The sequence below is a fragment of the Alteromonas nitratireducens genome (assembly GCF_040812025.1).
GTDB lineage: Bacteria > Pseudomonadota > Gammaproteobacteria > Enterobacterales > Alteromonadaceae > Alteromonas > Alteromonas nitratireducens.
Genome location: NZ_JBFNPK010000002.1, coordinates 119,000 through 143,941, shown reverse-complemented (window position 1 = coordinate 143,941; position 24,942 = coordinate 119,000). Strand labels below are relative to the sequence as shown.

At 54.3% G+C, this 24,942-nt stretch carries 19 protein-coding genes; 15 read left to right on the top strand and 4 right to left on the bottom strand.

Annotated features, from left to right (window positions below; all coding sequences use genetic code 11):
* Positions 1-74: 74 nt before the first annotated feature.
* The 3 genes from AB1N33_RS03230 to arcB all read right to left on the bottom strand — a co-directional run bounded on the left by AB1N33_RS03230 (position 75) and on the right by arcB (position 4,661).
* On the bottom strand, positions 75-1,625 hold the full coding sequence (locus tag AB1N33_RS03230) for a PH domain-containing protein (protein ID WP_411270100.1): 1,551 nt from the start codon (positions 1,623-1,625) through the stop codon (positions 75-77).
* Positions 1,626-1,631: 6 nt separating this feature from the next.
* Positions 1,632-2,183 (bottom strand): PH domain-containing protein, encoded by a 552-nt coding sequence (locus AB1N33_RS03225; RefSeq protein ID WP_411270099.1) that lies wholly within the window; start codon positions 2,181-2,183, stop codon positions 1,632-1,634.
* Positions 2,184-2,300: 117 nt separating this feature from the next.
* Complete coding sequence (gene arcB, locus AB1N33_RS03220; protein WP_411270098.1) at positions 2,301-4,661, bottom strand: aerobic respiration two-component sensor histidine kinase ArcB; 2,361 nt, start codon at positions 4,659-4,661, stop codon at positions 2,301-2,303.
* Positions 4,662-5,224: 563 nt separating this feature from the next.
* Between arcB and gltB the strand changes: the two genes are divergently transcribed.
* The 12 genes from gltB to AB1N33_RS03160 all read left to right on the top strand — a co-directional run bounded on the left by gltB (position 5,225) and on the right by AB1N33_RS03160 (position 19,528).
* Positions 5,225-9,691 (top strand): glutamate synthase large subunit, encoded by a 4,467-nt coding sequence (gene gltB / locus AB1N33_RS03215; RefSeq protein WP_411270097.1) that lies wholly within the window; start codon positions 5,225-5,227, stop codon positions 9,689-9,691.
* Between the two features lie 14 nt (positions 9,692-9,705).
* Positions 9,706-11,121 (top strand): glutamate synthase small subunit GltD family protein, encoded by a 1,416-nt coding sequence (locus tag AB1N33_RS03210; protein ID WP_411270096.1) that lies wholly within the window; start codon positions 9,706-9,708, stop codon positions 11,119-11,121.
* Positions 11,122-11,377: 256 nt separating this feature from the next.
* Complete coding sequence (locus AB1N33_RS03205; protein ID WP_411270095.1) at positions 11,378-12,847, top strand: OprD family outer membrane porin; 1,470 nt, start codon at positions 11,378-11,380, stop codon at positions 12,845-12,847.
* Positions 12,848-12,983: 136 nt separating this feature from the next.
* Positions 12,984-13,364, top strand: coding sequence for a hypothetical protein (locus AB1N33_RS03200; protein WP_411270094.1), 381 nt, complete (start codon positions 12,984-12,986; stop codon positions 13,362-13,364).
* Positions 13,365-13,487: 123 nt separating this feature from the next.
* Positions 13,488-14,075: a DUF2726 domain-containing protein gene (locus tag AB1N33_RS03195; protein WP_411270093.1), complete on the top strand. Its 588-nt coding sequence runs from the start codon at positions 13,488-13,490 to the stop codon at positions 14,073-14,075.
* Between the two features lie 143 nt (positions 14,076-14,218).
* The gene (locus tag AB1N33_RS03190) at positions 14,219-14,923 is read left to right on the top strand and encodes a 5'-methylthioadenosine/adenosylhomocysteine nucleosidase (protein ID WP_411270092.1); all 705 of its coding nucleotides are present in this window, start codon (positions 14,219-14,221) and stop codon (positions 14,921-14,923) included.
* Positions 14,924-14,928: 5 nt separating this feature from the next.
* Entirely contained in the window at positions 14,929-15,888 is a 960-nt protein-coding gene (locus AB1N33_RS03185; RefSeq protein ID WP_411270091.1) for a cobalamin biosynthesis protein CobD/CbiB, read from the top strand.
* A gap of 2 nt (positions 15,889-15,890) precedes the next feature.
* On the top strand, positions 15,891-16,691 hold the full coding sequence (locus tag AB1N33_RS03180; RefSeq protein WP_411270090.1) for a cobalamin-binding protein: 801 nt from the start codon (positions 15,891-15,893) through the stop codon (positions 16,689-16,691).
* 74 nt (positions 16,692-16,765) lie between these two features.
* Complete coding sequence (locus AB1N33_RS03175; RefSeq protein WP_411270089.1) at positions 16,766-17,170, top strand: rhodanese-like domain-containing protein; 405 nt, start codon at positions 16,766-16,768, stop codon at positions 17,168-17,170.
* Between the two features lie 81 nt (positions 17,171-17,251).
* Positions 17,252-17,665, top strand: a complete 414-nt coding sequence (locus AB1N33_RS03170; protein WP_411270088.1) for a DUF2721 domain-containing protein — start codon at positions 17,252-17,254, stop codon at positions 17,663-17,665.
* Positions 17,643-18,218, top strand: coding sequence for a GNAT family N-acetyltransferase (locus tag AB1N33_RS03165; protein WP_411270087.1), 576 nt, complete (start codon positions 17,643-17,645; stop codon positions 18,216-18,218). The genes AB1N33_RS03170 and AB1N33_RS03165 overlap by 23 nt, the downstream gene beginning before the upstream one ends.
* The gene (locus AB1N33_RS03160; RefSeq protein ID WP_411270086.1) at positions 18,215-19,528 is read left to right on the top strand and encodes an NAD(P)/FAD-dependent oxidoreductase; all 1,314 of its coding nucleotides are present in this window, start codon (positions 18,215-18,217) and stop codon (positions 19,526-19,528) included. Before AB1N33_RS03165 ends, AB1N33_RS03160 begins: the two co-directional genes overlap by 4 nt.
* Before the next feature lie 238 nt (positions 19,529-19,766).
* Here the strand turns inward: AB1N33_RS03160 and tyrS are convergent, their stop codons facing one another.
* Positions 19,767-20,966, bottom strand: a complete 1,200-nt coding sequence (tyrS, locus tag AB1N33_RS03155; RefSeq protein ID WP_411270085.1) for a tyrosine--tRNA ligase — start codon at positions 20,964-20,966, stop codon at positions 19,767-19,769.
* A 249-nt stretch (positions 20,967-21,215) separates the two neighbouring features.
* Between tyrS and AB1N33_RS03150 the strand changes: the two genes are divergently transcribed.
* The 3 genes from AB1N33_RS03150 to AB1N33_RS03140 are packed head-to-tail and all read left to right on the top strand — an operon-like array spanning position 21,216 to position 24,939.
* On the top strand, positions 21,216-22,538 hold the full coding sequence (locus AB1N33_RS03150) for an OapA family protein (protein WP_411270084.1): 1,323 nt from the start codon (positions 21,216-21,218) through the stop codon (positions 22,536-22,538).
* A 3-nt stretch (positions 22,539-22,541) separates the two neighbouring features.
* Positions 22,542-23,675 carry an anhydro-N-acetylmuramic acid kinase gene (locus AB1N33_RS03145; RefSeq protein WP_411270083.1) on the top strand — a complete coding sequence of 378 codons (1,134 nt, stop codon included), beginning with the start codon at positions 22,542-22,544 and terminating at the stop codon, positions 23,673-23,675.
* Positions 23,676-23,694: 19 nt separating this feature from the next.
* Positions 23,695-24,939 carry an NADH:flavin oxidoreductase/NADH oxidase family protein gene (locus AB1N33_RS03140; protein WP_411270082.1) on the top strand — a complete coding sequence of 415 codons (1,245 nt, stop codon included), beginning with the start codon at positions 23,695-23,697 and terminating at the stop codon, positions 24,937-24,939.
* Positions 24,940-24,942: the final 3 nt, after the last annotated feature.

Genomic DNA, 24,942 nt, shown 5'->3' with positions numbered 1-24,942 from the left:
GTTATCATTTTACTTACTGGCAGGCAGACGCTGCCGCCTGCTCAAAATGGGTTACTGCAGGTATCCCCTGCCCTTTACATCCAGGAACGCTTACGCGACTCCATCGCATACAACACATGATTGGCCAGCGCGTACGCAGTGTGTTCTGGCAAAAACGGGACGGTAATCGCGCCGGACGCCAGCACGAACTTTACCGTCGCCACCTTGCCGCGCCTCATCCACAGGCTTTGTCGCACGCTGATTTGCTGTAACTTGTCGTGTTTAAAGCAGCGCAAATCGCGCCCCACCAGACCGCTGCGCACATAGACATGGCGGTTGTCCCAGGCGATGCCCCAGCGCTTCCAGCGCAGCGTAAGCAGGGCAACCACCAGCGCATACACACCACTAAGTATCAGCGCAGGCTGCCAGTGCTGCTGCACCACCAACGCGGTCAGCAGCACGCTGTACGGCAAAGCCCATAGCGCTGCCCAGTGCGACAGGTAGCGACGGGTCACTGGCTGGTAGTCAGTCTGGTACATCTGATTGTCTGGCAATACTTCGCGCGCCAGCACACGCGCTTCGTCAACCGTGACCGACGGCACCAGCAGTTTGCTGGCCGACATCAGTACTGCTTTCTGACCCTGACGGGCAGTGACGTTTTGCAGGAAATACAGGTTCACGCGCTTTAGCAGGGTATCCAGCCAGTCCTGTCTGGCCGCTACCACCTGGATACGTGACGCCCGCATGCCTACTTCGTGCTTGTTCAGTAATCCGCTGCGACGAATATAGCGGTCGCCCAGGCGGGTCAGGGTATACCCGTGAAATGTAAAGATGGCGCCGGCAATGCTAAGCAGCGACAACAGCATCATCACAATCAGCACAATAGTGAGTGAATACAGCCCTACCTGCCACCAGCTTGCGGCCTGCTCGCCGGCCAGCTGCTTCAGGCTTAGCTGGTTGGCGGTCAGCCATTCGGCAATTGCGTTAGACGCGTTATCAATAAACGGGGCGGCGGCCCCCAGAATAATCCATACACGGTTATTGGTAATGCCATGGATCACCAAATCGAGCGTACTGCGGGTGTTCAGCACCTGTTCGGCAGGTGCTGACTGATTGTCTTCGGCAGGCACATCAGACCGGCTTTGCTGCTGTTGCAACACCTGGTCTTTTAAGTTGCTGGCATAGGACAGCGGCACCGCCACCAGCTCGGCTTCATCACTGGCACTGCCGGCCGTATCCAGAATAACCCGTGCATAATTGAACGGGCGGAAGTAAAAAGGCTGCTCAATTTTAACGTTCTGAATGCGCCAGAACGGCAAATTGCTGTATTTGCGTTTGAGCAGACCGCGTTTAATCTCGACGTGCTGATTCTGTACCCTGAAGCGATATACAAGAAAATTCAGCAGACCGACCACACCCAGTACTGACAGGATCATCAGCACAATAAACGGGGCCCTGCCACCAGGAATATTGTCAAGCACGTTGGCGGTCACGGCCATCGCGGGAATGATGTAAATCAGTCCCTGCGACATGTCTTTTACGCTCGACGCCATAAAATGCACAATCGAAATGGCAGACAGACGCTGCCACCCGGCGACGGTGTCTGCGCCTGATGGGGTAACTGACGGGTCTGCCGGTGACGTCATAGGCGGTTATCGTGCACTGATGTCGCGGTGATCAAGAATAAACTGACGCAGCTGCGCCGCTTTTTCATAGGGCAGACCGGGAATTTCAAAGGTATGTGAGCTGCCACCGGCGGAGTACACCTGCAGGGTAGCCAGCCCGGTCAGACGGGCAATGGGACCGCGCTTTATCTGCACATGCTGCACCCGTAGTATGGGCTGACAGACCAGCGACCGGAACACCAGTCCCGATGACAGGCTGATGTCCTGCTGGCGCACCGAGAAGCGTACCAGCGGATCGGCAAGGTAATGATAGGTTAGCCACAGCGCCCCCAGACAAAATACCACGATGCTGGCCCAGCCCGCATAGACGATCAGCGGGTCAGGCAAGGGGAAGAAAGGCTGCCGGATGGCAACCTGAATCAGCAGCAATACCAGCAGCGTTACCAGCGCCGCCACGCTCATATTAACCTGACGATAGCGCACCGAGACGGGCTCAAGCACCAGTTGCTGTAACGCGGGTAACGCCTGTTCAGACACCGCTTCATTACTGAAGTCACTGCCCTGCACGGATTCTTCCATGTTGTAGCCCTCTGTGTACACCGCCTACGGCAACCAAAATGAGACAGAGAGCCCCGTGCGGGGCGACAAGGCTTGGGTTGGGCCAGTTAGCGTCTCTGTCTCAACCGACGTGCCGTACTAATCGTCGATGTCCTGCTCACTCAGCCACTCGTGCAGCGCCTGCATGTCATGCTGAACTGCCATTTGCAGTTCTTCTACCCAGTCATGCACATTCTGCCACCAGGCCGGGTGGTCACCCTGCTGGATCTGGTTGGCGATGCGTTGCACCCGTGCGAGGCCAACAGAACCTGCTGCACCTTTGATCTTGTGTGCCTGTGAGCACACTTCGGACTTTTCATCGGCAGACAGACTAAGCTGGAGGATCTCCATGTATTCCGGCATTTTCTCCTGGAATACCTTGACGCTCGCACGCACCATATCTTCGCCTATAGTATCAACGAGCATCTGCAGCAGTTCCATGTCCAAAATGTTACTAAGTGTTTTATCCGGTGCAGGCTCCGGTTTTTCTACCACACCGTTCACTTCCAGCGGGGCGGCGGGCTCATGGAACAGCGCATTGAGCACCTCAATCACGCGGCTTTTCTTGACCGGCTTGGCAATGACATCATCCATGCCGTTTTGCAGGTACTCCTCGCGCTTTTTAATCACGTTGGCGGTCAGCGCCACAATAGGAGTCTGGCTGACCAGTTCTTCCTCGTGCAACGTGGCGGCGACTTCAAAGCCATTCATATCAGGCAACTGAATATCCAGCAGAATAAGATCGTACTGGTTGGCTCGGGCCTTTTCGATGGCCTCGGTGCCGGTTTTCGCCACATCCACGGTCTGCCCCAGCTTCTCCAGCAGCGCCTTGGCCACCATAATGTTCAGGTCAATATCCTCAACCAGCAAAATCGACAGCCCGGTCACCTGCAGCTTGGCGACCTGCATGGGCCGGTTTGAAATGTGCACAGGCAAATCTATCTCAAAGCGCGTGCCCTTACCCACTTCACTGGACACGTGAATGTCACCTTTCATCAGCTCAACCATCTGCTTACAAATAGCCAGGCCAATCCCGGTACCGGTAGCCGACTGGTGATCAGGGTGGTCAACCTGGTAATACATGGCGAAAATTTTATCCAGTTCAGATTCGGGGATCCCTACCCCGGTATCCTCAATCACAAACTTCACCATGCTCATTTCATTGTTCGGCTTCGATGCCGACACGGTCAGGCTGACATGTCCTTTCTGGGTGAACTTCACGGCGTTAAACAAAATATTCCACAGGATCTGCCGTAATCGCGTGCCATCCACTTCTACCAGTTCCGGCAGCGGATCGATAATGGTGGTTTTCAGTTCCAGCGCTTTGTCGCGCGCCAGCAGGTCTATAATACTGCTGAGTTCCTCTGTAAAGTCACGCAGCGACACCGTTTTCAGGCTAAGCTCCAGCTTGTCGCGGTCGAGCTTGTCCAAATCAATGATGTCATTAAATATGTTACCCAGTGTGATGGCACTGGCATAAATGGTACTGACCCAGTTGAACTGCTCTTCGGTCAGGTCAGAGTCGCGCAGCATGCGGCTCAGTCCGACAATGCCGTTAAGCGGAGTACGCAGCTCGTGGCTAATGGTCGCAATAAAACGGGTTTTGTCAGTGCTGGCTTTGGCCGCCGCGTTCTCAGCCTGCTTACGTTCGGTCATGTCTCGGCCGAATGACAGCAGTCCAAGGCGTTTGCCGTTATTGTCGAAAAACGGCACACGTTTCATTTCAAAGTAGCGACGACGGCCATCAGCAAAGCGCAGCCATAACTCTTCGGTAATGCTGGCATTCGACTCCAGCACCTCATGGTCGCTGGCCACAATCTGGCGGGCAAGATCTTCCTCGTACACGTCGCTGGGGGTCAGCCCCATCAGTTCTTTTTCGGTTTTGCCGGTCATCAGTTCCGCAGTACGGTTACAACCGGCAAAGCGCCCTTCTTCATTACGGTAATAAATCAGGTCGGGCGAGGCATCGATAATCGAGCGCAGCAGCGTAGACAGTCGTCGGGCCTGCTCTTCCTGCTCAGACTTGTTCTTGATCTCTTTTTCCAGGTCTTCAAATACCGCCTCGCGCTCTTCCTGGGCACGCTTACGCTGCTCTATTTCGTGGTTAAGACGACGGATATTGCTTTGCAGCTCACGGTTCAGAAATACGTCTTCCTCACGCAGGCGCTCAAGCTGATTCACGACTTCTTTCAGGTTGGTGCGTGAGTTTTCCAGTTGTTTCACCAGTTCACTGAAGAAAAACAGTACCCAGGGGGCTGACAGCATCGTCAGCACAACGGCACTGATAAAGTCATCAGGCTGCACTTCCGAGCCAAGGCTCAGCCGGATGACATACGATCCGCCCAGGGTAAACACCAGTGTCAGCGCCACAAACAGGATGCTGAGCTTTAACGTGCCAAAGTTTTTTACAAACTGGGCAAAACGTATGGCCCATGAGTCGTTAGGAGAATCTGCGTGCATAATGAATCCCTGTCTTTGATGTGGCTATCCTATCAGGCTTTCGGAATCGGGCAACCGCTCTGCACACATGATTTGACGCGGTATTCACGCGTTCAGGCTGGCCGGACGATACGCTCAAATATTCACAAATGTTAAATATTTTAACATTTGAAGCGGATTTTTATTCAAATCCAGCAAAACCTTATTTATTCAACTTTAGTATAAATATCCTAAAATTAGTGGTTTTCCACATTTTACAAACGCAAGGAAATACGCAAAAAACAAACATAACCATCTGTTTTAACAAAATAAAATTAAAAATCACGGAAACACACAAAAAGAGGACAGGATTACAGTTTGATTTTATTTAGCAATCTGGTTATTTTGTACGACCCGCAACACAATAATGCATAAAAATGCGGTAACCGACTGGACCCTCTTTTAATAATAACTAACGACAAAAGCGAAGCCGTGGAGTATGGTGATTTGACCCGCCTCCACGACGTGAACACTGTTGTGATCCGCAGCATTTGCGTATCGACAAGCAACCTACCTTGCCCAGTCAAAGGTTGAAGGAGTTTAAAATGAGCTTATACAATCCCAATGATTCCCGGGATAACTGTGGGTTTGGCCTGATTGCCCACACACAGGGCGAGCCCAGCCATCAGCTGGTAAAAACCGCCATAGAGGGACTGGACAGGATGCAACACCGCGGCGGTATTGCTGCCGACGGTAAAACGGGTGACGGCTGTGGACTGCTTTTGCAAAAGCCGGATGCGTTTTTCCACGCCATTGCCGAGGAGAACGGCTGGAAGCTGAGCAAAAAGTACGGCGTCGGCATGGTATTTCTGAGCCGCGATGCTGAACTGGCGGAGGCGGCTCGTCAGGTTGTTAATGAAGAGCTCGAAAAAGAAACGCTGGGCGTGGTTGGCTGGCGTAAAGTGCCGGTTGATCACAGCGTGCTGGGCGAACTGGCACTGACCGGGGTTCCTGAAATTGAACAGGTGTTTGTGAATGCGCCGGCAGGCTGGCGTAAGCGCGATCTGGAGCGCCGCCTTTATATGGTGCGTCGTCGCGCCGAAAAACGTCTGGCCGACGATCCTGATTTTTACGTGGCCTGTTTGTCTGGTCTGGTTACCATTTACAAAGGGCTGGTCATGCCAAAAGATCTGCCGGCCTTTTACTCAGACTTAGCCGATGAGCGCATGCAAAGCGCCATTTGTGTGTTCCACCAGCGCTTCTCCACCAATACCCTGCCGAAATGGCCACTCGCACAACCGTTCCGCTTTCTGGCGCACAACGGTGAAATTAACACTATCAAGGGTAACCGTGACTGGTCGATGGCGCGCACGGCGAAGTTTTCCACGCCGCTTATCCCTGACCTGAAAGATGCAGCTCCTTATGTGAATACTGAAGGCTCTGACTCATCGTCACTGGATAACATGCTGGAGCTGTTCCTTGCCGGCGGCATGGATCTGTTCCGCGCGATGCGGCTGCTGGTGCCACCGGCGTACCAGAATAACAAAACCATGGATGAGGACCTGCGGGCATTTTACGAGTTTAACTCGATGCACATGGAACCCTGGGATGGCCCGGCAGGCATTGTACTGACCAACGGCCGCCATGTGGCGTGTAACCTCGACCGTAACGGGTTACGTCCGGCCCGCTATGTGATCACCAAAAACGGCTTTATCACGCTGGCATCGGAAATTGGGATCTGGGATTACAAACAGGAAGACGTGATTGAAAAAGGCCGGGTGGGACCAGGTGAAATGCTGGCGGTTGATACCTACACCGGCAAGATCTGGCGTTCCAATGAAATTGACGACGAGCTCAAAGACCGCCATCCGTACCGTGAATGGCTGGACAAGCACATTCGTCGCCTGACCCCCATCGAAAGACTGGACGCCTCGCTGATTGGTCAGCGGGTGTTTGACGACGACACTATGGCGGTTTACCACAAGCTGTATAACTACAGTTACGAAGAAATTCGTCAGGTCATTAAGGTGCTCGCCAAAGACGGACAGGAAGCGGTGGGCTCGATGGGTGACGATACCCCGATGGCGGTGATGTCATCGCGCCAGCGCACCATTTTTGACTATTTCCGCCAGCAGTTTGCACAGGTTACCAACCCGCCAATTGATCCGCTGCGCGAGAACCATGTTATGTCGCTGGCCACCTGTATTGGCCGCGAGCAGAACGTATTCAGTGAAACCTCAGGCTACGCTGATCGCGTATTATTCGACTCGCCGGTGCTGATGTACACCGATCTGAAACAGCTGCGCGAGTTCAACCCCGACAACTACTATTCTGAGGTGGTTGAACTGCAGTATCCGCTGGAAGAAGGACTGAAAAAGGCCATTGAGCGGATCTGCAATGAAGTGGAATACCTGGTTAAGCAGAAACGTGCGGCTTTTGTGGTGCTGTCAGACCGCAACATTAAGCCTAACCGCCTGCCTATTCCGGCGGCCATGGCCGTGGGCGCCGTGCAGCGTCGGCTGGTTGAAAAAGCACTGCGCTGTGACGCTAACATTGTGGTGGAAACCGCCACCGCACGCGATCCGCACCATTTTGCGGTACTGATTGGTCTGGGTGCGACGGCAATTTATCCGTTCCTTGCCTATGAAACCATCGAGCAACTGGTCGACAAGGGCGAGCTCGACATCAGCGCGATGCAGGCCACCCTGAATTACCGTAAAGGCATTAATAAAGGCCTTTATAAAATCATGTCGAAGATGGGCATCAGCACCGTGGCCAGCTACCGCAGCGCCAAGCTGTTTGAAGCCGTAGGCATTAACGACGACGTGATGTCGCTATGCTTTAAAGGCGTCACCTCACGTATTCAGGGTGCAGGCTTTGAAGATTTTGAACAGGATCTGGTTAACTTAAGCCGGATTGCCTGGCTCAAGCGCAAGCCGCTGTCGCACGGCGGCTTGTTAAAATACGTGCACGACGGTGAATACCATGCCTACAACCCTGACGTGGTGACATCACTGCAACGCGCAGTGAAAAGCGGCAACTACGACGATTATCAGGTGTTTTCGAAACTGGTAAACGAGCGCGCGCCTGCACACCTGCGTGATCTGCTGGCGGTGCAATATCCCGAACAGGGGATCAGCCTGGACGAGGTGGAAAGCGAGGAAAACCTGTATCCGCGCTTTGATACCGCGGCCATGTCAATTGGTGCACTGAGCCCGGAAGCTCACGAAGCGCTGGCCATTGCCATGAACCGTCTGGGCGGTCAGTCCAACTCGGGTGAAGGCGGCGAGCATCCGTCACGCTTTGGTACCGAGAAAAACTCTAAGATTAAGCAGGTGGCATCAGGCCGGTTCGGGGTAACCCCGCATTATCTGGTCAACGCCAGTGTGATTCAGATTAAGGTGGCCCAGGGCGCCAAGCCCGGTGAGGGCGGCCAGTTGCCCGGCGACAAGGTGAACCGCTACATTGCCGAGCTTCGTTTCTCGGTGCCCGGCGTAACCCTGATTTCTCCGCCACCGCACCATGACATTTATTCTATTGAAGACTTAGCGCAGCTGATTTTCGATCTTAAACAGGTCAATCCGGACGCGCTGATTTCTGTGAAACTGGTGTCAGAGCCTGGTGTGGGGACCATTGCTACCGGTGTGGCAAAAGCCTATGCCGACTTAATAACCGTGTCCGGTTACGACGGCGGTACCGGTGCCAGTCCGCTGACGTCGGTAAAATATGCCGGTTCACCGTTTGAACTGGGCCTCGCCGAAACGCAGCAGGCGCTGATTGAAAACGGCCTGCGTCACAAGGTACGGGTACAGACCGACGGCGGTCTCAAAACCGGCCTGGATGTGGTAAAAGCTGCGCTGCTCGGCGCCGAAAGTTTTGGCTTCGGCACCGGTCCGATGGTGGCGCTAGGATGTAAGTACTTACGTATCTGCCACCTCAACAATTGCGCCACCGGCGTGGCCACTCAGGATCAGAAATTGCGGGACGATTACTTTATCGGTCTGCCTGAAATGGTCATGAATTACTTTAAGTTTATTGCCCGCGAAGTGCGTGAGATCATGGCGCAGCTGGGCGTGGCGAAATTTGACGATTTAATTGGCCGTACCGACCTGCTGAAAGTGGTTGACGGGATTTCTGCCAAGCAAAACAAACTCGACCTGTCGCCGTTGCTGGTGCGTCCAAAGGCCGGCGAGCACACGCGTCTGTTCTGTTCGCAAACCACCAACGAACCGATGGATAAGGGCGAGCTGAACGCGCGTATGCTCAAAGACGCCAAAGGGGCGGTCGCCAAAGGCAGTGGCCTGATGCTGACCTACCCTGTCCGTAACACCGACCGTTCGGTAGGCGCGCTGCTGTCGGGCGAAATTGCCAAGCAGTATGGCAACCATGACATGGAAGACATGCCGATAAAAATTCAGTTAACCGGTACTGCCGGTCAGAGCTTTGGCGTGTGGAATGCCGGTGGTCTGCATATGTACCTGGAAGGCGACGCCAACGATTACGTAGGTAAAGGCATGACTGGCGGCAAACTGGTCATTTACCCGCCGCGTAAAATCAGCTTTAAAGCCAGTGAAAGCACCATCATGGGTAACACCTGTCTGTATGGTGCCACCGGCGGCAAACTGTTTGCTGCGGGCCGTGCAGGCGAACGCTTTGGCGTGCGTAACTCCGGTGCCATTGCCGTGGTTGAAGGCATTGGCGACAACGGCTGTGAATATATGACCGGCGGCATTGTTGCGGTACTCGGCCCGGTTGGCGTGAACTTTGGTGCCGGTATGACCGGCGGGTTCGCCTACCTGCTGGACGACAACGACGACCTGCAGAACCGGGTGAACAGTGAACTGGTGGATATTATGCCGATTGATGACAAGGCCATTCTGGCTGAGCATCTGCGCGGCCTTATCAACCAGCATTATGAAGAAACCGGCAGTGAGAACTCGCTGTCGTTGCTGACAGACTTCAACCAGACGCTGTCGCGCTTCAAGCTGATCAAACCGAAGACCAGCGATGTGAAAAACCTGTTGGGTCACATCAGTCGTTCAAGCGCAGAACTGCGCATTCAGGCACAGTAGGAGGAGTCGCGCTAATGGCAAAAAATGTGTATCAGTTTGTCGATGTCGAACGTATCGACCCGCCGAAAAAGCCAATTATGGTGCGCAGGGAAGAGTTCGCCGAGATCTATCAGCCGTTATCACAGTCGCAGACGGAGGGTCAGGCTGACCGCTGCCTGGATTGCGGTAACCCCTATTGCGAATGGAAGTGCCCGGTGCACAACTACATTCCGCAGTGGCTGGCTCTGGCTAACGAGGGCCGAATTCTGGAAGCCGCTGAGCTTTCACATAAAACCAACAGTTTGCCGGAAGTCTGCGGCCGCGTGTGCCCGCAGGATCGCCTGTGCGAGGGTGCCTGTACCCTGAATGACGACTTTGGCGCGGTCACGATTGGCAGCATTGAAAAGTACATCACCGACACCGCGTTCAAGATGGGCTGGCGCCCGGACATGTCGGACGTGGTGTGGACCGACAAGAAGGTGGCCATTGTAGGTGCAGGCCCTGCGGGGCTGGCCTGTGCGGATATTCTGGTGCGCAACGGCGTAAAGCCCGTGGTATACGACAAATATCCGGAGATTGGTGGCCTGCTGACGTTCGGGATCCCGTCATTCAAGCTGGAAAAAGACGTGATAAAACTGCGCCGTGAAATCTTCACCGAGATGGGCGTGGAATTTGTTCTCAATACCGAGATTGGCAAAGACGTAACGTTCCAGACGTTGATGGACAGTTACGATGCTGTTTTCCTGGGCATGGGGACATACACCTCAATGCAGGGCGGCTTTGAGCATGAATCGGCACCGGGGGTATACGAAGCCCTGCCGTTCCTGATTGCTAATACTAACCGGGTGATGGGACTGGAAAAAGATCCGGCCGACTATATCGACATGAAAGGCAAGCGCGTGGTGGTCCTCGGCGGTGGTGACACCACCATGGATTGCGTGCGTACGTCCATTCGCCAGGGTGCCGAACGCGTGGTGTGTGCCTATCGCCGTGACGAGGCAAGCATGCCTGGCTCACGTCGTGAGGTGGTCAATGCCCGCGAGGAAGGCGTAGAGTTCATGTTTAACCTGCAGCCGCTGGACATTGAAGTAGACGCTGACGGCAACACCATTGGTGTGCGCCTGGTGAAAACCGAAATGGGTGAACCGGATGCTGCCGGTCGCCGTCGCCCGGTCGAAATTGAAGGCTCTGAGCATGTGCTTGAGGCTGACGCCGTGATCATTGCGTTTGGATTTCAGCCAAGCCCGGCCAATTGGTTTGCCGACTTTGGCATCATTCTGGATGACAAAGGCCGCGTCGTGGCCCCGCGCGGCGGCAAATTTGCCTACCAGACCGCTAATCCCAAAATTTTTGCCGGCGGCGACATGGTACGCGGCAGCGATCTCGTGGTCACAGCCATTGACGAAGGCCGCAAAGCCGCTGACGGTATTATGGATTATCTGGGCGTATAACCCACTTATCACGCCATGCATTCGCATGGCGTGATAGTATAGTCGAAATCCGGTCTGGCACACATTCAAAGCTGGGGTTGGTGTGATACAGTTGCCTTCACCTTCTTACATCTCTCTTGTCTCCCCCTCATATGCCCGAAAATAACAGGAATACGTTCATCAGCGTTGACCATCACGTCGTAAACGCAGACGCACTGGCGGTTACAACAAAGATGAAATGCGCACAACACGTAACCGGTAGTGAAAGGAAACACCGTTGAAAAAAGCATTACTCACCTGTTTATCACTGACTGCCTTGTTGTGTTGCTACGCGGTGCACGCTGCCACAGAAACACCGGCTCCCGTGAAGCGAACGCTGAACAACGATATGACGTTAAACTGGCACAGCACACCGGGAGAGGCGAAGACGCTCTCTGAGGTGTTTTCTAAGGGCATGGTGTACGGCCGGCTTCGTTCCAACCTGTTTTACTGGGACCAGCAAAACGAAACGGCAAGCAGACAAACAAACCGCGCCAATGGACTTGGTGGAAGCATCATTTTCAAAACCGCATCACTCAATGGTTTGAGTGCAACCGTGGGTTTCTATACAAGCCAGAGCGCCGCCTTTTTCAGAGAGGACCGGGATGATGTGCTTTTGGTCCGGGCCGGCAAAGACACCTTTGACCGCAATAAAGTACTCAGCGGCGGAGAGTTTGGTATCACTAAGGTCGGTGAGGCGTATCTTCAGTACCAGGCCGGGAACACACGGATTATTGCCGGCAGACAGTTGTCTGAGAGCATGCTGACGGGCTCTAATGACGCCAAGATGATCCCCAACGTGTTCGATGGGGTGAGTCTTATCAATACGGATTTGAAAGACACTACCCTGCGCCTGTCCTATTTTACCCGCCAGTCGCTGCGGGACCATACCCGCAGCCATGATGTGATTGCGTGGGATGTTTTAAACCAGAATGATGATTCTGGTGCAAACCAAAGCCTGACGCCCGAACTGGTCGGTACTGACAACACGCTCATCGTTGCGCAGCTTGATAACCGCAGCATTGAGCACCTCCACCTGAGACTTAACTATACCGGTGTGCCGGATGTGTTTTACACACTGGGCGCAGAAGTAAATTATGCCTTCCCGCTGGAAGATAACTGGGTGGTTACCCCTGGACTTCGCTACCTTGCTCAGTTTGATGACCTGAACACAACGGGTGACGTTGCTCACCTGGGTGGCGCGGGCCGCGCTGACGGATTTGGCTACCGCGACCCTGACGGTCTTGATAGCGGCCTGCTCAATGCCCGTATTGATGTTAAAAAAGGAAACTTCCAGCTTCGTTTTGGTTTTTCAAAGGTTGACGACAAGGCAGATATTATTGCCCCGTTCAGAGGCTTTCCCACCGGAGGTTACAGTCGGGCGATGGCGCAGGTTAACTGGTGGGCAAACACCCGAACTTATATGGTCCGGGCAGATTATAAGCTCACGGGTTTTGACCCCCTTCATGGCATGAAGGTACTTGCCCGTTATGCCTTTCAGGACTTTGACGACAACAAAGACTATGTACCTGCCGACAGTAATGTGCTTCACATCGACCTGGTGAAGCAACTTACCGACAGTCTGCACGCCCGGCTACGCTTTGGGTTTGTCAGCGCGCGCGACGATATTGAGCGGGTCAACCTGGGGGGAGAAAAATACGATGGCTCGTACAACGAATATCGTTTCGAGCTGAATTATCTTTTCTGAACAACGGACAAGAAATGTTTACTGGTAAACATACCCCCCCGACAACACGTATACCTAAAACCTTACGTGCACCATTGCGTATTTGCGACCTGCCCCCTACTATAAATGCATGCAATCATTAGGAAAGTTATCTGTCATGTCATTACACCGTCATTTGCGTGTCGCCCTCGGTTTAGGCGCAATATTGGCAGCCACGGGCGTGGTCGCTCAGGAAGAACCCGCACTGTCACAGCCTGATGTGGTGCCGTGTGTCAGCGTTTTTCATGATGTGGTGGTGCCTGATGATGCAACGCAGTGCCAGATCTTTGATGATGAACTGCCTGCGTCCATGGTGTTTTTCTCCCCTCGCAGCAATGACGAGGTCATTGCCTACTACACCGACGCCATGCCTGCGCTGATTGCCCAGGCCCCGGTCAGTGAGCGCACCCTGCTGGTCACCGAAGACGGCATGATGCGGGTTGTTGTTTCGCCCGACGCCAAAGGCAGTCAGGTCGATATTCTGGTAGCCGGTCACTAAGTCTTTCCCTGCCAGATCTCCGATCTGGCACTTCCTTTGCAGTTCCATTCTGTAACTCCCCAAGCGTGGGGAAAGCGTCATTTTTCTGACGCCGCATTCCTGTTTTAGATTGTGAGGATTACGATGGAACTGGCAATTATTCTGATGATGTTACTGATTGTGGTGGCGCTGGGCGCCATGAAATTGTCGGACAACGGCATGACCTTTCCCTTTCGCCGAAAGCCACAGTTGTTTACTCCGGTTGAACACACCTTTCTGAAACTCATTGAACAGGCTGCCGGGAATGAGTTCCGGATTGTTTGCCGGGTACGGTTAAGCGATCTGCTTACGGTTCACCAGCAGACAGACAAAAAAACGGCGGGTCAGGCGCTCTCACGTGCGTCCGCACGACAGCTCGATTTTGTACTGTGTGATAAGGACAACATGCGTCCTATTCTGGCGATTGATTTGGTTCACAGCCAGGGTAAAGACGGTTACAAAACGCAGAAAGACTGGTTTGTCACAGGGGCACTCGATGCGGCGGGCCTGCCACATGCCCGCATAAAAGTGAAGTCGGGCTACAGCGTAGAAGATATCCGCGAATGTCTGGAAGCGAAACTGGTCTCTTACCGTCGACTTCAGCAGAAAATGGCGCAGACGCCTACGCACAACCCGGAACCGCCTAAGCGCCCAACCCGGCCACTGCGTTCCAGTCGTCCTGCCGCAGCCTGATTCCGGTCAACATTTTCACTTCCCAGGGGCAGCCACGCGCTGCCCCTGTCAGTTTGTCTGAATTCCCTTTACAATTGCGGCCATTATTTTACTGACCAGTGCACGCGTTTCCCCTTGTGCGCTGGCCCTTGAGGAAAGACAGAATGAAAAAAATTGGTATTTTGGGCGCAATGGATGAAGAAGTTGCGCTGTTGAAATCGTCACTTGAGAACACCCAAACCATTACCTGGAAACACCTGACCTTTTACGTGGGTGAACTTCACGGCCTGGAGGTTGTGCTGGTGAAATGTGGTATTGGAAAAGTGGCTGCTGCACTGGCTACCACCGCACTGATTGAAAAATTTGCCCCGGATGCGGTGGTCAACACCGGCTCGGCCGGCGGGTTCGATACCAGTCTGAACATTGGGGATATTGTGATTGCAGGCAGCGTGATCCACCATGATGTTGACCTGACCCACTTTGGTTACACACTCGGCCAGCCTGCCGGTATGCCTGAAAAGTTCATCTGTGACAGCGCACTGGTTGAAGCGGCAGAAAGTGCGACCGACGCGATTCCTGACATTCAGTCCAAGCGCGGGCTGATCTGCACCGGCGACGCATTTATCGGCAGTGACGAAGCGGTTGCAGCACTAAAAGAAAAATTCCCGGCAATGAGCGCCGTAGAAATGGAAGGCGCGGCAATTGGTCAGGTCTGCCATATGCTGGACGTGCCGTTTGTGGTTATCCGCTCACTGTCGGATATTGCAGGCAAGACCTCCTCCGTCAGCTTTAAAGAATACCTGGACACTGCCGCCCGTCATTCAGCACAGCTGGTGATGGGTATGATTGGACGGCTTGCCGGACATTGACCTCCATGCCGGCCATTTTCAGTCACTCTGCCTACCAGCCACTGATTGTGCTGCTTTTTGCAGTCGCGCTGGATGTGCTCTGGCGATGGCCTGCATCGACACACCCGATGACGCTGCTGCGCTATCTGGCGCAACAAATGCGTAAGAAGGTCTGTCCAACACCGCACGATCCACCACTTCAGCACACCATTTCCGGTTCACTCGGGGCGTTTATGCTGATTGTGCCGGTGGTGGTGACCATTGGCATGCTTATCTACATGGCACAGTACCCGTTTTTCTTTGAAGCGCTGGTGATGGCCTGTGTGCTGGATTTTCATCAGGTACGTTATCAGTATCAACTGGTGCTGCGCACCGTCGGTCAGGATAAGAAAATGCTGGCCAGAGAGCGGGTCAGTGGCCTGGTTGCCCGGGACTGTTCCCGTCTTACCGATATTGGCATTGCCAAAGCGGCGATCGAGGCGTTGCTGCTAAAATTCTACTACCTGTATTGCGGTGTCATATTCTGGTTTATGGTTGCCGGGCCAGTGGCAGCACTGGTATATCGGATGGTGCTGGAACTTGCCTGGCAATGGAATACCCGTCAGCCGGGACTGGGCCGCTTTGGCAGACCGGTCAGGCAGCTCGCCATATGGACACGCACTGTGCCCGCGTTTCTTGCTGCCACTCTGATGCTGCTGGTAACCTCTCCCCTGTCAGGCATTCGCGCCGCCCGGCAGGCGAACCAAAAAGACACGACGTCGCTGTTACTGGCGTTGTTTGCCGGCAGCCATGGTTTCCGGCTTGGCGGTCCCGCCTATTACGCTGACCACAAAATACGTGGATTAAGGGTCGGTGGTCAGCGGGACGTCCGCTATTCCGACATGATATACAGCCAGCGCGCTATTTATCGCGCCATGGTGCTGGTTGTCACTATCAGCAGCCTGTTGCTTTGGCTTGTGGCCGAACTCTCGCCACCGGGAGGATAACTGTGCGCGTCATCTGGCTGGCTCTTTTACTGCTCATTTCCGCACCGGTTTTCGCCGAACAGCGCATCGTAACACTGGCACCTCACCTTACCGAATGGGTGTACAGCTTAAATGCGGGCGACAGTCTGGTCGCCGTAAGCGACTACAGTGATTATCCAGAGGCAGCCAAAGCGCTGCCGCGGGTAGCCGATTACCAGGGAGTCGATTTTACTGCTATTGCAGCGCTCGCCCCTACCCTGATTCTGGCCTGGGAAGGTGGCAACCGGCCACAGGATATTGCCAGATTGAAATCCCTTGGTTTTGACGTGTTTGCTACCACCATTCGCAGTCCCGAAGACATCGCCACACACATCATATCACTGGGAGAAAAGCTGAACCGCAGCGACCTGGCGAGAGACAAAGCCGCACAGTTTTTGACTGACATGCACGCGCTGGCCGCGCACTACGCAGAGCGCCCACGTGTTACTGCGTTTTATTACAGCTGGACAGCACCATTGATGAGTGTTGGACCGCATGCGTGGGCAAGTACCCTGCTGTCGGTTTGCGGTGCAGATACCGCCTTTGCCGATTCGCCGGTAGACTATCCGCAGGTAAGCGTGGAACAGGTATTGCGTCGTCAGCCCGACATTCTGATCAGTGCCACGGCACGTCCGCTGGACAATGAGCAGGCGTTCTGGCGCCCTCACCGTGCAATGCTGACATCGCCACTGATTCAGACCAACCCGGATATTATGAGCCGCTTTACCTTGCGCCTGCCCACGGCGCTCGGTCATTTATGCCAGCAGATTGACACTGTGCGTTGAATCCGCTGCGCCAATTGCTGTGCGGGCTGATTAAACTGCGGTACCATTACGGTCTGTGATCACCGGAGGTTAGAATGCGATTTATCGTTGCCCTTGTATTATTTCCGCTGTTACTGACACTGTGCTTATCGGTGTCCTGCACCCCTGCAGCAAGTGCATCATCAACCATCACTGCGTCGCCATTTTTACTTGAACAGGTTGAAAAAGGCGAGTGGCTGTTACTGGATGTTCGCACTCCTGAGGAATTCAGCGAGGGACATATTCCGGGCGCAATCAATGTCCCTCATGATGAGATTGACGCCTACCTGTCATCACTGACCCCGGACAAAGACAAAACCGTCGTGGTCTACTGCCGTTCGGGACGGCGGGCAAAACTGGCTATTGAGCACCTCGAGGCACAGCAGTTCAACAACGTGCAGCATCTGGAAGGTGACATGCTCGGCTGGAACGAGGCACGCCTGCCGGTAGAGAAGATGTAACCACCTGAGTAAGGAAACTGCTCGGCGATTTTGCTACACTGCGTCGCTTTATTTGATTATTTCAGTAACTGACGAGGGCTTATGAAAATCGATATCGCCACACCCGCGATGTTGTTTCCGGCAATTTCATTGTTATTGCTGGCCTACACCAACCGATTTCTGACGCTGGCCACCGTTATCCGTAACTTTACCAAAGACGATGATGACGAGAACTCGCGCGCGCAAATCAAAAACCTGCATAAGCGGGTTGAGCTTATCAAGCGCATGCAAATAGCCGGCGTAGGCAGCTTTTTATTCTGCACTCTGTCCATGCTGACCATTTATATGACTTATCAGGAACTGGGCAACGGCCTGTTCGGCCTTGCCTTGCTGTTTCTGCTGTATTCCCTGTGGATGTCAGTCAGAGAGTTGCTGATCTCCTCCGAAGCTCTCGATTTCCATCTTAAAAGTATTCAAAAAGAGAAACCGGGCCATGCCAACAGAAGACGTTTTTGATTATCAGCCGCTGGCACCTGAGCACTTTGAACGCGTCATTACACTGGGTAACGAGGTTCAGGGTGACGGCTACCTTACCCCTGAGTCGCTGGATGACATTTATCAGCGCGGCTGGCACAACGCGATTAACGCCAGTTATGTCGCATTGAAGGGCGATCGGGTTGTCGGTTTCCGACTAACCTACGCACATGACAAATGGGACCATGATGAGTGGTGCACGCCGGATGCGTGGCCGGTGGACCCCGCGAGAGTATGCTATTTCAAATGCAACACTGTCGATCCGGCTTTTCAGGGTAGCGGTATTGGCAGTCGCATGCTGGCGTTATCCATACAGCAGGCCAAAGCCCAGGGTGCACAGGCCGGACTGGCGCATATCTGGCTGGCCAGCCCGGGGAACAGCGCGTTCAGATATTTTTCGAAAAACGGCGGTCAGCTTATTAAAAAGCACCCGAACAAATGGCGCTACTCGTCCATCCATGAAGGCTATGATTGTCCTGTCTGTCCCGGTTACTGCGAGTGCGAGGGCGCTGAGATGCTGCTGGTGTTCCGATGAGCTTTGACCCCCTGCTATCACGCGTCACCCCACATACGCCGCGCCCTCACAGCTACTGGCTGTCTACCGCAGCACTGCCAGAGCACGCACCACTCAAGAAAGACTGTCGCACCGACTTTCTGGTGATTGGCGGCGGTTATACCGGCCTGTCCGCCGCACTGACACTGGCAGAAGCTGACCAGAATGTGATGCTGATTGATGCCCACGACGTCGGCTTTGGCTGCGCGGGGCGCAACGCCGGGTTCGTGCTGACGGGCACTGGTCGCCTTGGCGCCGACGCTATTGCGAAGAAATGGAACGCGACCGTAGCCGAGGGCATGCAGCGCGAATTTGAGCAGGCGGTAACACTGCTTAATGCGCGTATCAGCCAGTATGGGATTGACTGCGATGCCATGCACGGGCCATATATTAAAATTGCGCATTCCCGTAAACATGCTGCACGGCTTGAAGCCTCGGTGCAAGGTACGTCAAACACATTTGTCAGTGCCACGGCACTTAATGACATCCTGCGCATTCAGGGCAGTTACGGTGCGGTGATTCAGGACGGACAGACCGTCAACCCACTGAAACTGGCCGCCGGACTGGCGCGTGCAGCCGTATCGCGTGGTGCAACACTCTATGGCGGTACACCGGCACTGAACCTGCAGCGTCATACTGACCATGTGGTAGTCACCACTCCACACGGCAGCATTAACGCGAAACATGTGCTGATTGCCACCAATGCGTACACGCCGCCCACCTTTGATAAAGCGGTAGACTCCCGACAGTTTCCTGTGCAGTCCAGTATTCTGGTGACGTCCCCGCTGACCGAAGCGCAGCAACAGGAAACCGGGCTGAATCGTCCTATGAGTATGATGGACACCCGCATGATGAAGTACTACTACCGCACGCTGCCCGATGGTCGGCTATTGTTTGGCGGGCGCGGCGCCGTGACTGGCAAGCATGCCAGCGCCAGCAGTGAAAAACAGCGGTTAATGCGCGCCATGCTAAACAGCTTCCCTGCGCTTAACGGTATTAGCATGGATTACTTCTGGAGCGGCTGGGTAAGTGTGTCTCTGGATAGTCTGCCCCGCATTTACACAGAACCCGATGCGCCCGTGGGCTATGCGATGGGCTATTGTGGCTCGGGCGTGTCATTCGCCGGTCTGGCAGGCACGCGCCTCGCGCAGCGTATGCTGCAGGGGCAAAGCGCAGAGCAGTGTGACCACACCCTGCCGCTTTACAGCTCGCCGCTGCCGCGCTATCCGCTTGCCGGACTTCGCCGCTTAGGGTTACGAGCGTTGTACACCTGGGCAAAGTTCGCCGAGTAAAGGTGAGTACACCGCCACTTTCTGCGGAAAGGGACTTCAGGATGACTGCGTGGCAGAGGTGCTGCCTCCGGAAACACGCCGTGAACCCATCCATGGGGGCTCCGCCGCCGCGTCCCTGCGGCGGAGGGTTTCTTCCGGCAGCACCTCTGCCACAGATTCATTATGAAGCGCCTCAGCCAAGCATACATCCGGCATATCCGGCTCAAGCTCCTGACGCCGGGCATTCAACGTGTTGTCTTCAGGACAGGGTCACGCGGGCAAATTTACGCTTCCCGACCTGATACACGTTTTCGCCTTTTTCGTTAAGCACCAGACGGGTATCGCTGACTTTGTCACCGTTAATTTTTACCGCACCCTGCTTAATCATGCGCATGGCATCTGACGTTGAGGCAACCAGACCGGCTTCTTTAAGCAAATAGCCAATGGCCATCCCTTCATCGCCAAGCTTCAGCGTTACTTCCGGCATCTCATCTGGGATCGCATTTTTCTGAAAACGCTGAATGAAGTCCTGATGAGCGGCTTCGGCTGCCTCGTCACTGTGGAAACGTGCAATCAGTTCTTTGGCCAGCAGGATCTTGATGTCACGCGGGTTCTCGCCGTTTTCCATTCGCGCTTTAAGATCGGCAATTTCTTCCAGCGGGCGGAAGCTCAGCAAATCAAAATAACGCCACATCAGCTCATCAGAGATGGACATGATTTTGCCAAACATCTCGTTAGGCGTGTCGGTGATGCCAATATAGTTGTTGAGCGACTTGGACATCTTCTGTACGCCGTCAAGCCCTTCGAGTAGCGGCATCATCAGGATAGATTGCTGCGACTGCCCCTGATCTTTTTGCAGTTCACGCCCCATCAGCAGGTTAAAGCGCTGATCGGTACCACCGAGCTCGACGTCGGCTTCCAGTGCGACAGAATCCCAGCCCTGAACCAGTGGGTAAAGAAATTCGTGGATAGCGATAGGCTGACCATTGTTATAGCGCTTTTTAAAGTCGTCACGCTCAAGCATGCGGGCAACGGTCTGGCTCGCCGCCAGACGAATCATACCGTCAGCACCCAGCTCGTTCATCCATTCGGAGTTAAAGCGGATTTGCGTCTTTTCAGGGTCAAGAATTTTGAATACCTGCTCCTGGTACGTTTTGGCATTTTCCAGCACCTGCTCTTTGGTCAGCGGCTTACGCGTCACGTTCTTGCCGGTAGGATCGCCAATCAGGCCAGTAAAATCACCAATCAGAAAGACAACCTTGTGGCCAAGTTGCTGAAACGTACGCAGCTTGTTAATCAGCACGGTGTGCCCTAAGTGCAGATCTGGCGCTGTCGGATCAAAGCCGGCTTTGATAGTCAGGGGCTTGCCTGACTTAAGCTTTTCAATCAGGTCCTCTTCAGGGAGGATTTCGTCCGTGCCGCGCTTAATTTCAGCGAATGCTGTCTGCCAGTCTGTCATTGGTTCACTTCACTTCGTTTTTTGTCCAGGAATTAAGGGGCGTTATTTTACGCATCACAGGGAACCATTGAAAGCTTCCGGGCTCAAAAACTGGCGTTGAAACAAAAATGCGCCGATAACCATAACAACAGGCCACGACGAAAGTGTAATGCGAGCAGAACGAGAAAACCGTGAAACAATATGGTATGGTGAGCACGTATTCAGCAGAAAGTCGTGGTTAACCGCGATATTCTCAGGGTAGGTAGTAAGATGAGAATGCATTTCGATAACCTGGTAGCCACACTTAAACGGTTGCCCAATCCTCACAAAGCCGGGCTGGCTGTTGCCTCCGTCGTTGTCGGCGGATTGCTGCTGTTACCCTCAGAGCCCGTTGAAGCCAGTCGTCATGCTGAAGCCATGGAGCTGGATACCGGTGTACGCTACCCGCTGGATATTGCCGTTAACAGTGCCGACACCCTGCTTTTGCTTGAAGATGACAGTCAGTGGCAAACCTATAAAGTGCGCAGTGGCGACACCCTCGCCAAAATTTTCAAACGTGCTGGATTCAGTGCGCGTGATGTCTATGACGTAACCCACTCTGGTGAAATGGCCAAAACTCTGGTTACGCTGCTGCCTGGCGATGAACTGTCATTCAGAACCGGCGAGAACGGTGAGTTTGCCGGTTTACGCTACAAGCTGTCACCGACTGAAACGCTGCATATCAAACCTGCCAATGATGACGCGGCAGACAAACCACTGGTTGCAGACATCGAAACCCGTGATGTCGAAATTCGCTATAACTTTGCCCAGGGTGAAATTGATTCCAGTTTCTGGAATGCGGCCATCGATGCGGGCATGACCAGTAACCAGATTATGAGCCTGGCCGGTATCTTTGGCTGGGACATCGACTTTGCCATGGAAATTCGTCGTGGCGACACCTTCAACGTAATTTTTGAAGAGCAGTATATTGACGGCGAATTTGTCGGCTACGGTGACATTGTGGCTGCCGAGTTCGTCAACCAGGGCGAGCAGTTCCGGGCTATCCGCCATGAAGACGGTCGTTATTACACGCCGGAAGGCCGCTCGATGCGTAAGAGCTTCCTGCGCGCGCCAATTAATTTTAAATATGTCAGCTCCAACTTCACCAAGTCCCGGTTCCACCCGGTTCAGAAACGCTGGAAAGCCCACCGTGGCACCGACTATGTCGCTGCTGTAGGAACGCCGGTCATGGCGGCCGGTGATGGCCGCGTGATCAAGTCGGCCTATGATAAATACAATGGCCACCACGTATTTATTCAGCACGGAGAGCGATACACCACCAAATACCTGCACTTTAAAAAACGCGCAGTGAAGGTGGGTGATACGGTGAAACAGGGGCAGACAATTGGCTACCTTGGCAGCACCGGGCTGGCCAGTGGTCCGCATGTGCACTATGAGTTCCTGGTCGACGGGGTGCATCGCAATCCTCGCACCGTGGAACTGCCTAAGGCCCGTCCCATTGCGGCTGACGAACGCGACGTGTTTATGGAAATCGCTGCCAAGCGCGAGGCCCAGTTGGATAACACCAAGCGGATCATGCTGGCGATGAAATAACCCATGGGCCTGTACATTGGTGTGATGTCTGGCACCAGCATGGACGGTGTCGATGCAGTGCTCTGTGATATCAGCCAGACAGGATGTATTACCCGGGCGCAAGCCTCTGTTCCCTATCCGCCACACTTATTGTCGCGCCTGCACGCATTGTGCGAATCTGTGTCATTCGACATCACACTGTTAGCGCAAACCGACCGGGAAGTGGCGCTGTGTTTTGCCGACGCGGTAAACACACTGCTTGCACAAACCGGCCTGACGCCCTCCTCTGTCCGGGCGATTGGCTCACACGGACAGACGATTCGTCATTATCCTGACCTGACGCCGGGCATCACCCTGCAACTGGGCGACCTGAACACGCTGGCCGCGCAGACGGGTATTGCCACCATCGGTGACTTTCGGCGAAAGGACATTGCCCTTGGCGGTCAGGGCGCGCCACTGGCTCCTGCTTTTCATGCCTTTCAGTTTCAGGCCAATGACCGCTATCGCGTGCTGGTAAACATTGGCGGCATCGCCAACATCTCGGTATTGCCACCTGCTGACACAGCGTCAGACATCATCGGGTTTGATACCGGACCGGGTAATACACTGATGGATGCCTGGTGCAGAACGCACCGTAATCAGCCCTATGATGCCAGTGGCAACTGGGCACGCAGCGGCACAGTACACCCGCAATTACTGGCGAGCCTGCTGGGCGACAGCTACTTTTCACAGCCTGCGCCCAAAAGTACCGGACGTGAGCGATTTAATCCGCACTGGCTGAACACTGCTCTGGCGTCGCTGGATGACGTCCCAAAGCCCGAAGACGTACAGGCTACCTTGCTGGCACTGACTGCAGAGTCGATTGTCAGCGCTATTGCCGGTGTACTTTCTGCAGACCGCGAAGCAGACATTGTCGTCTGTGGTGGTGGTGCCTTTAACCAGACGCTGATGCGTGCCATTGAACAACTCATGACAAAAGCGCTGCCGCACGCGCAGCTGTTAACGACCGGCGATCTTGGTATTGATCCACAATCGGTCGAGGGCGCGGCCTTTGCGTGGCTGGCATGGGCATATGAGAATAACCAGGCCGGTAACCTGCCGGCGGTCACCGGCGCCAGCCAGCCTGCTGTTTTAGGGGTGTATTGCCCGGCACCATGATGACGATAACGAGAATACTATGACATCTTCCCTGTTTACTCCTTTTGTTTTGCCGTGCGGCCAAACTGTAAAGAACCGCATTGTTAAAGCCGCAATGGAAGAGAATATGGCCGAAGCCGGTCAGCAGCCAGGCAGGGCGTTATTCACGCTTTACCAGCGCTGGGCTGACGGGGGTGCCGGCATGATCATCACCGGCAATGTGATGGTCGACAAACTGGCCATGACCGGACCGGGCGGCCTGGCACTGGAGGATGACAGCCACCTTGATGCTTTTCGCACACTGGCAGAATCCGGCAAGCGCAACGGCGCACGTCTGGTAATGCAGATTAACCACCCGGGAAGACAGGTGTTTGCAGCACTGAAAGGAAAAATGATTGCTCCCTCGGCGGTTGCCCTGAACATGGGAAAACACTCGCATCTTTTCGGTACGCCCTCCCCCATGACGGCGGATGACATTAACGATGTAAAACAGCGTTTTGTTACTACAGCGCTGCTTGCCAGACAGGCCGGGTTTGACGGTGTACAAATTCATGCTGCCCACGGTTATCTGCTGTCACAGTTTTTGTCACCGCTGACCAACCTGCGTGAGGATGAATGGGGCGGCACGATTGAAAACCGCGCCCGGTTGCTGCTGGATATCGTACGTGCGGTCAGGGAAGCGACCGGTAATGACTTCATCCTTGCGGTAAAACTCAACACCGCTGATTTTCAGCGCGGTGGTTTTGACGTAGATGACGCGAAAGCTGTTGTCAGCCTGCTGGAGGCCACCCGATGTCTTGACTTCGTTGAACTGTCGGGCGGCAGTTACGAGTCACCGGCAATGCAGGGACGTACCAGGGATGACCGCACGCTGGCGCGGGAAGCGTACTTCCTGGAGATGGCTAAAGACATCGCCGACATGACCCGGTTACCGCTGATGACGACCGGCGGGATAAGCCGCAGAGAAACTGCAGAAACGGTGGTTAACAGCGGTATTGCCCTGGTTGGCATTGCCAGTGCACTGGCATTCACGCCGGATTTGCCTAAGCGCTGGCAGAGCGCATCTGCCCCGCCTCCGGCCCACCTGCCTCACGTTACCTGGAAAGACAAAACACTCGCCGGTCTCGCTACCATGGCGATCATCAAACGCCAGCTACGTCGCCTCGGCGCAGGTCGCAGCAGTGCAACGTGGCTGTCTCCCGTGGTCAGCCTGATCATCGACCAGGTAAGAGCAAAGAAACTGGCCAAACGTTACCGTGAAACGGTCAGCCAGGTGACGCAATAAGCA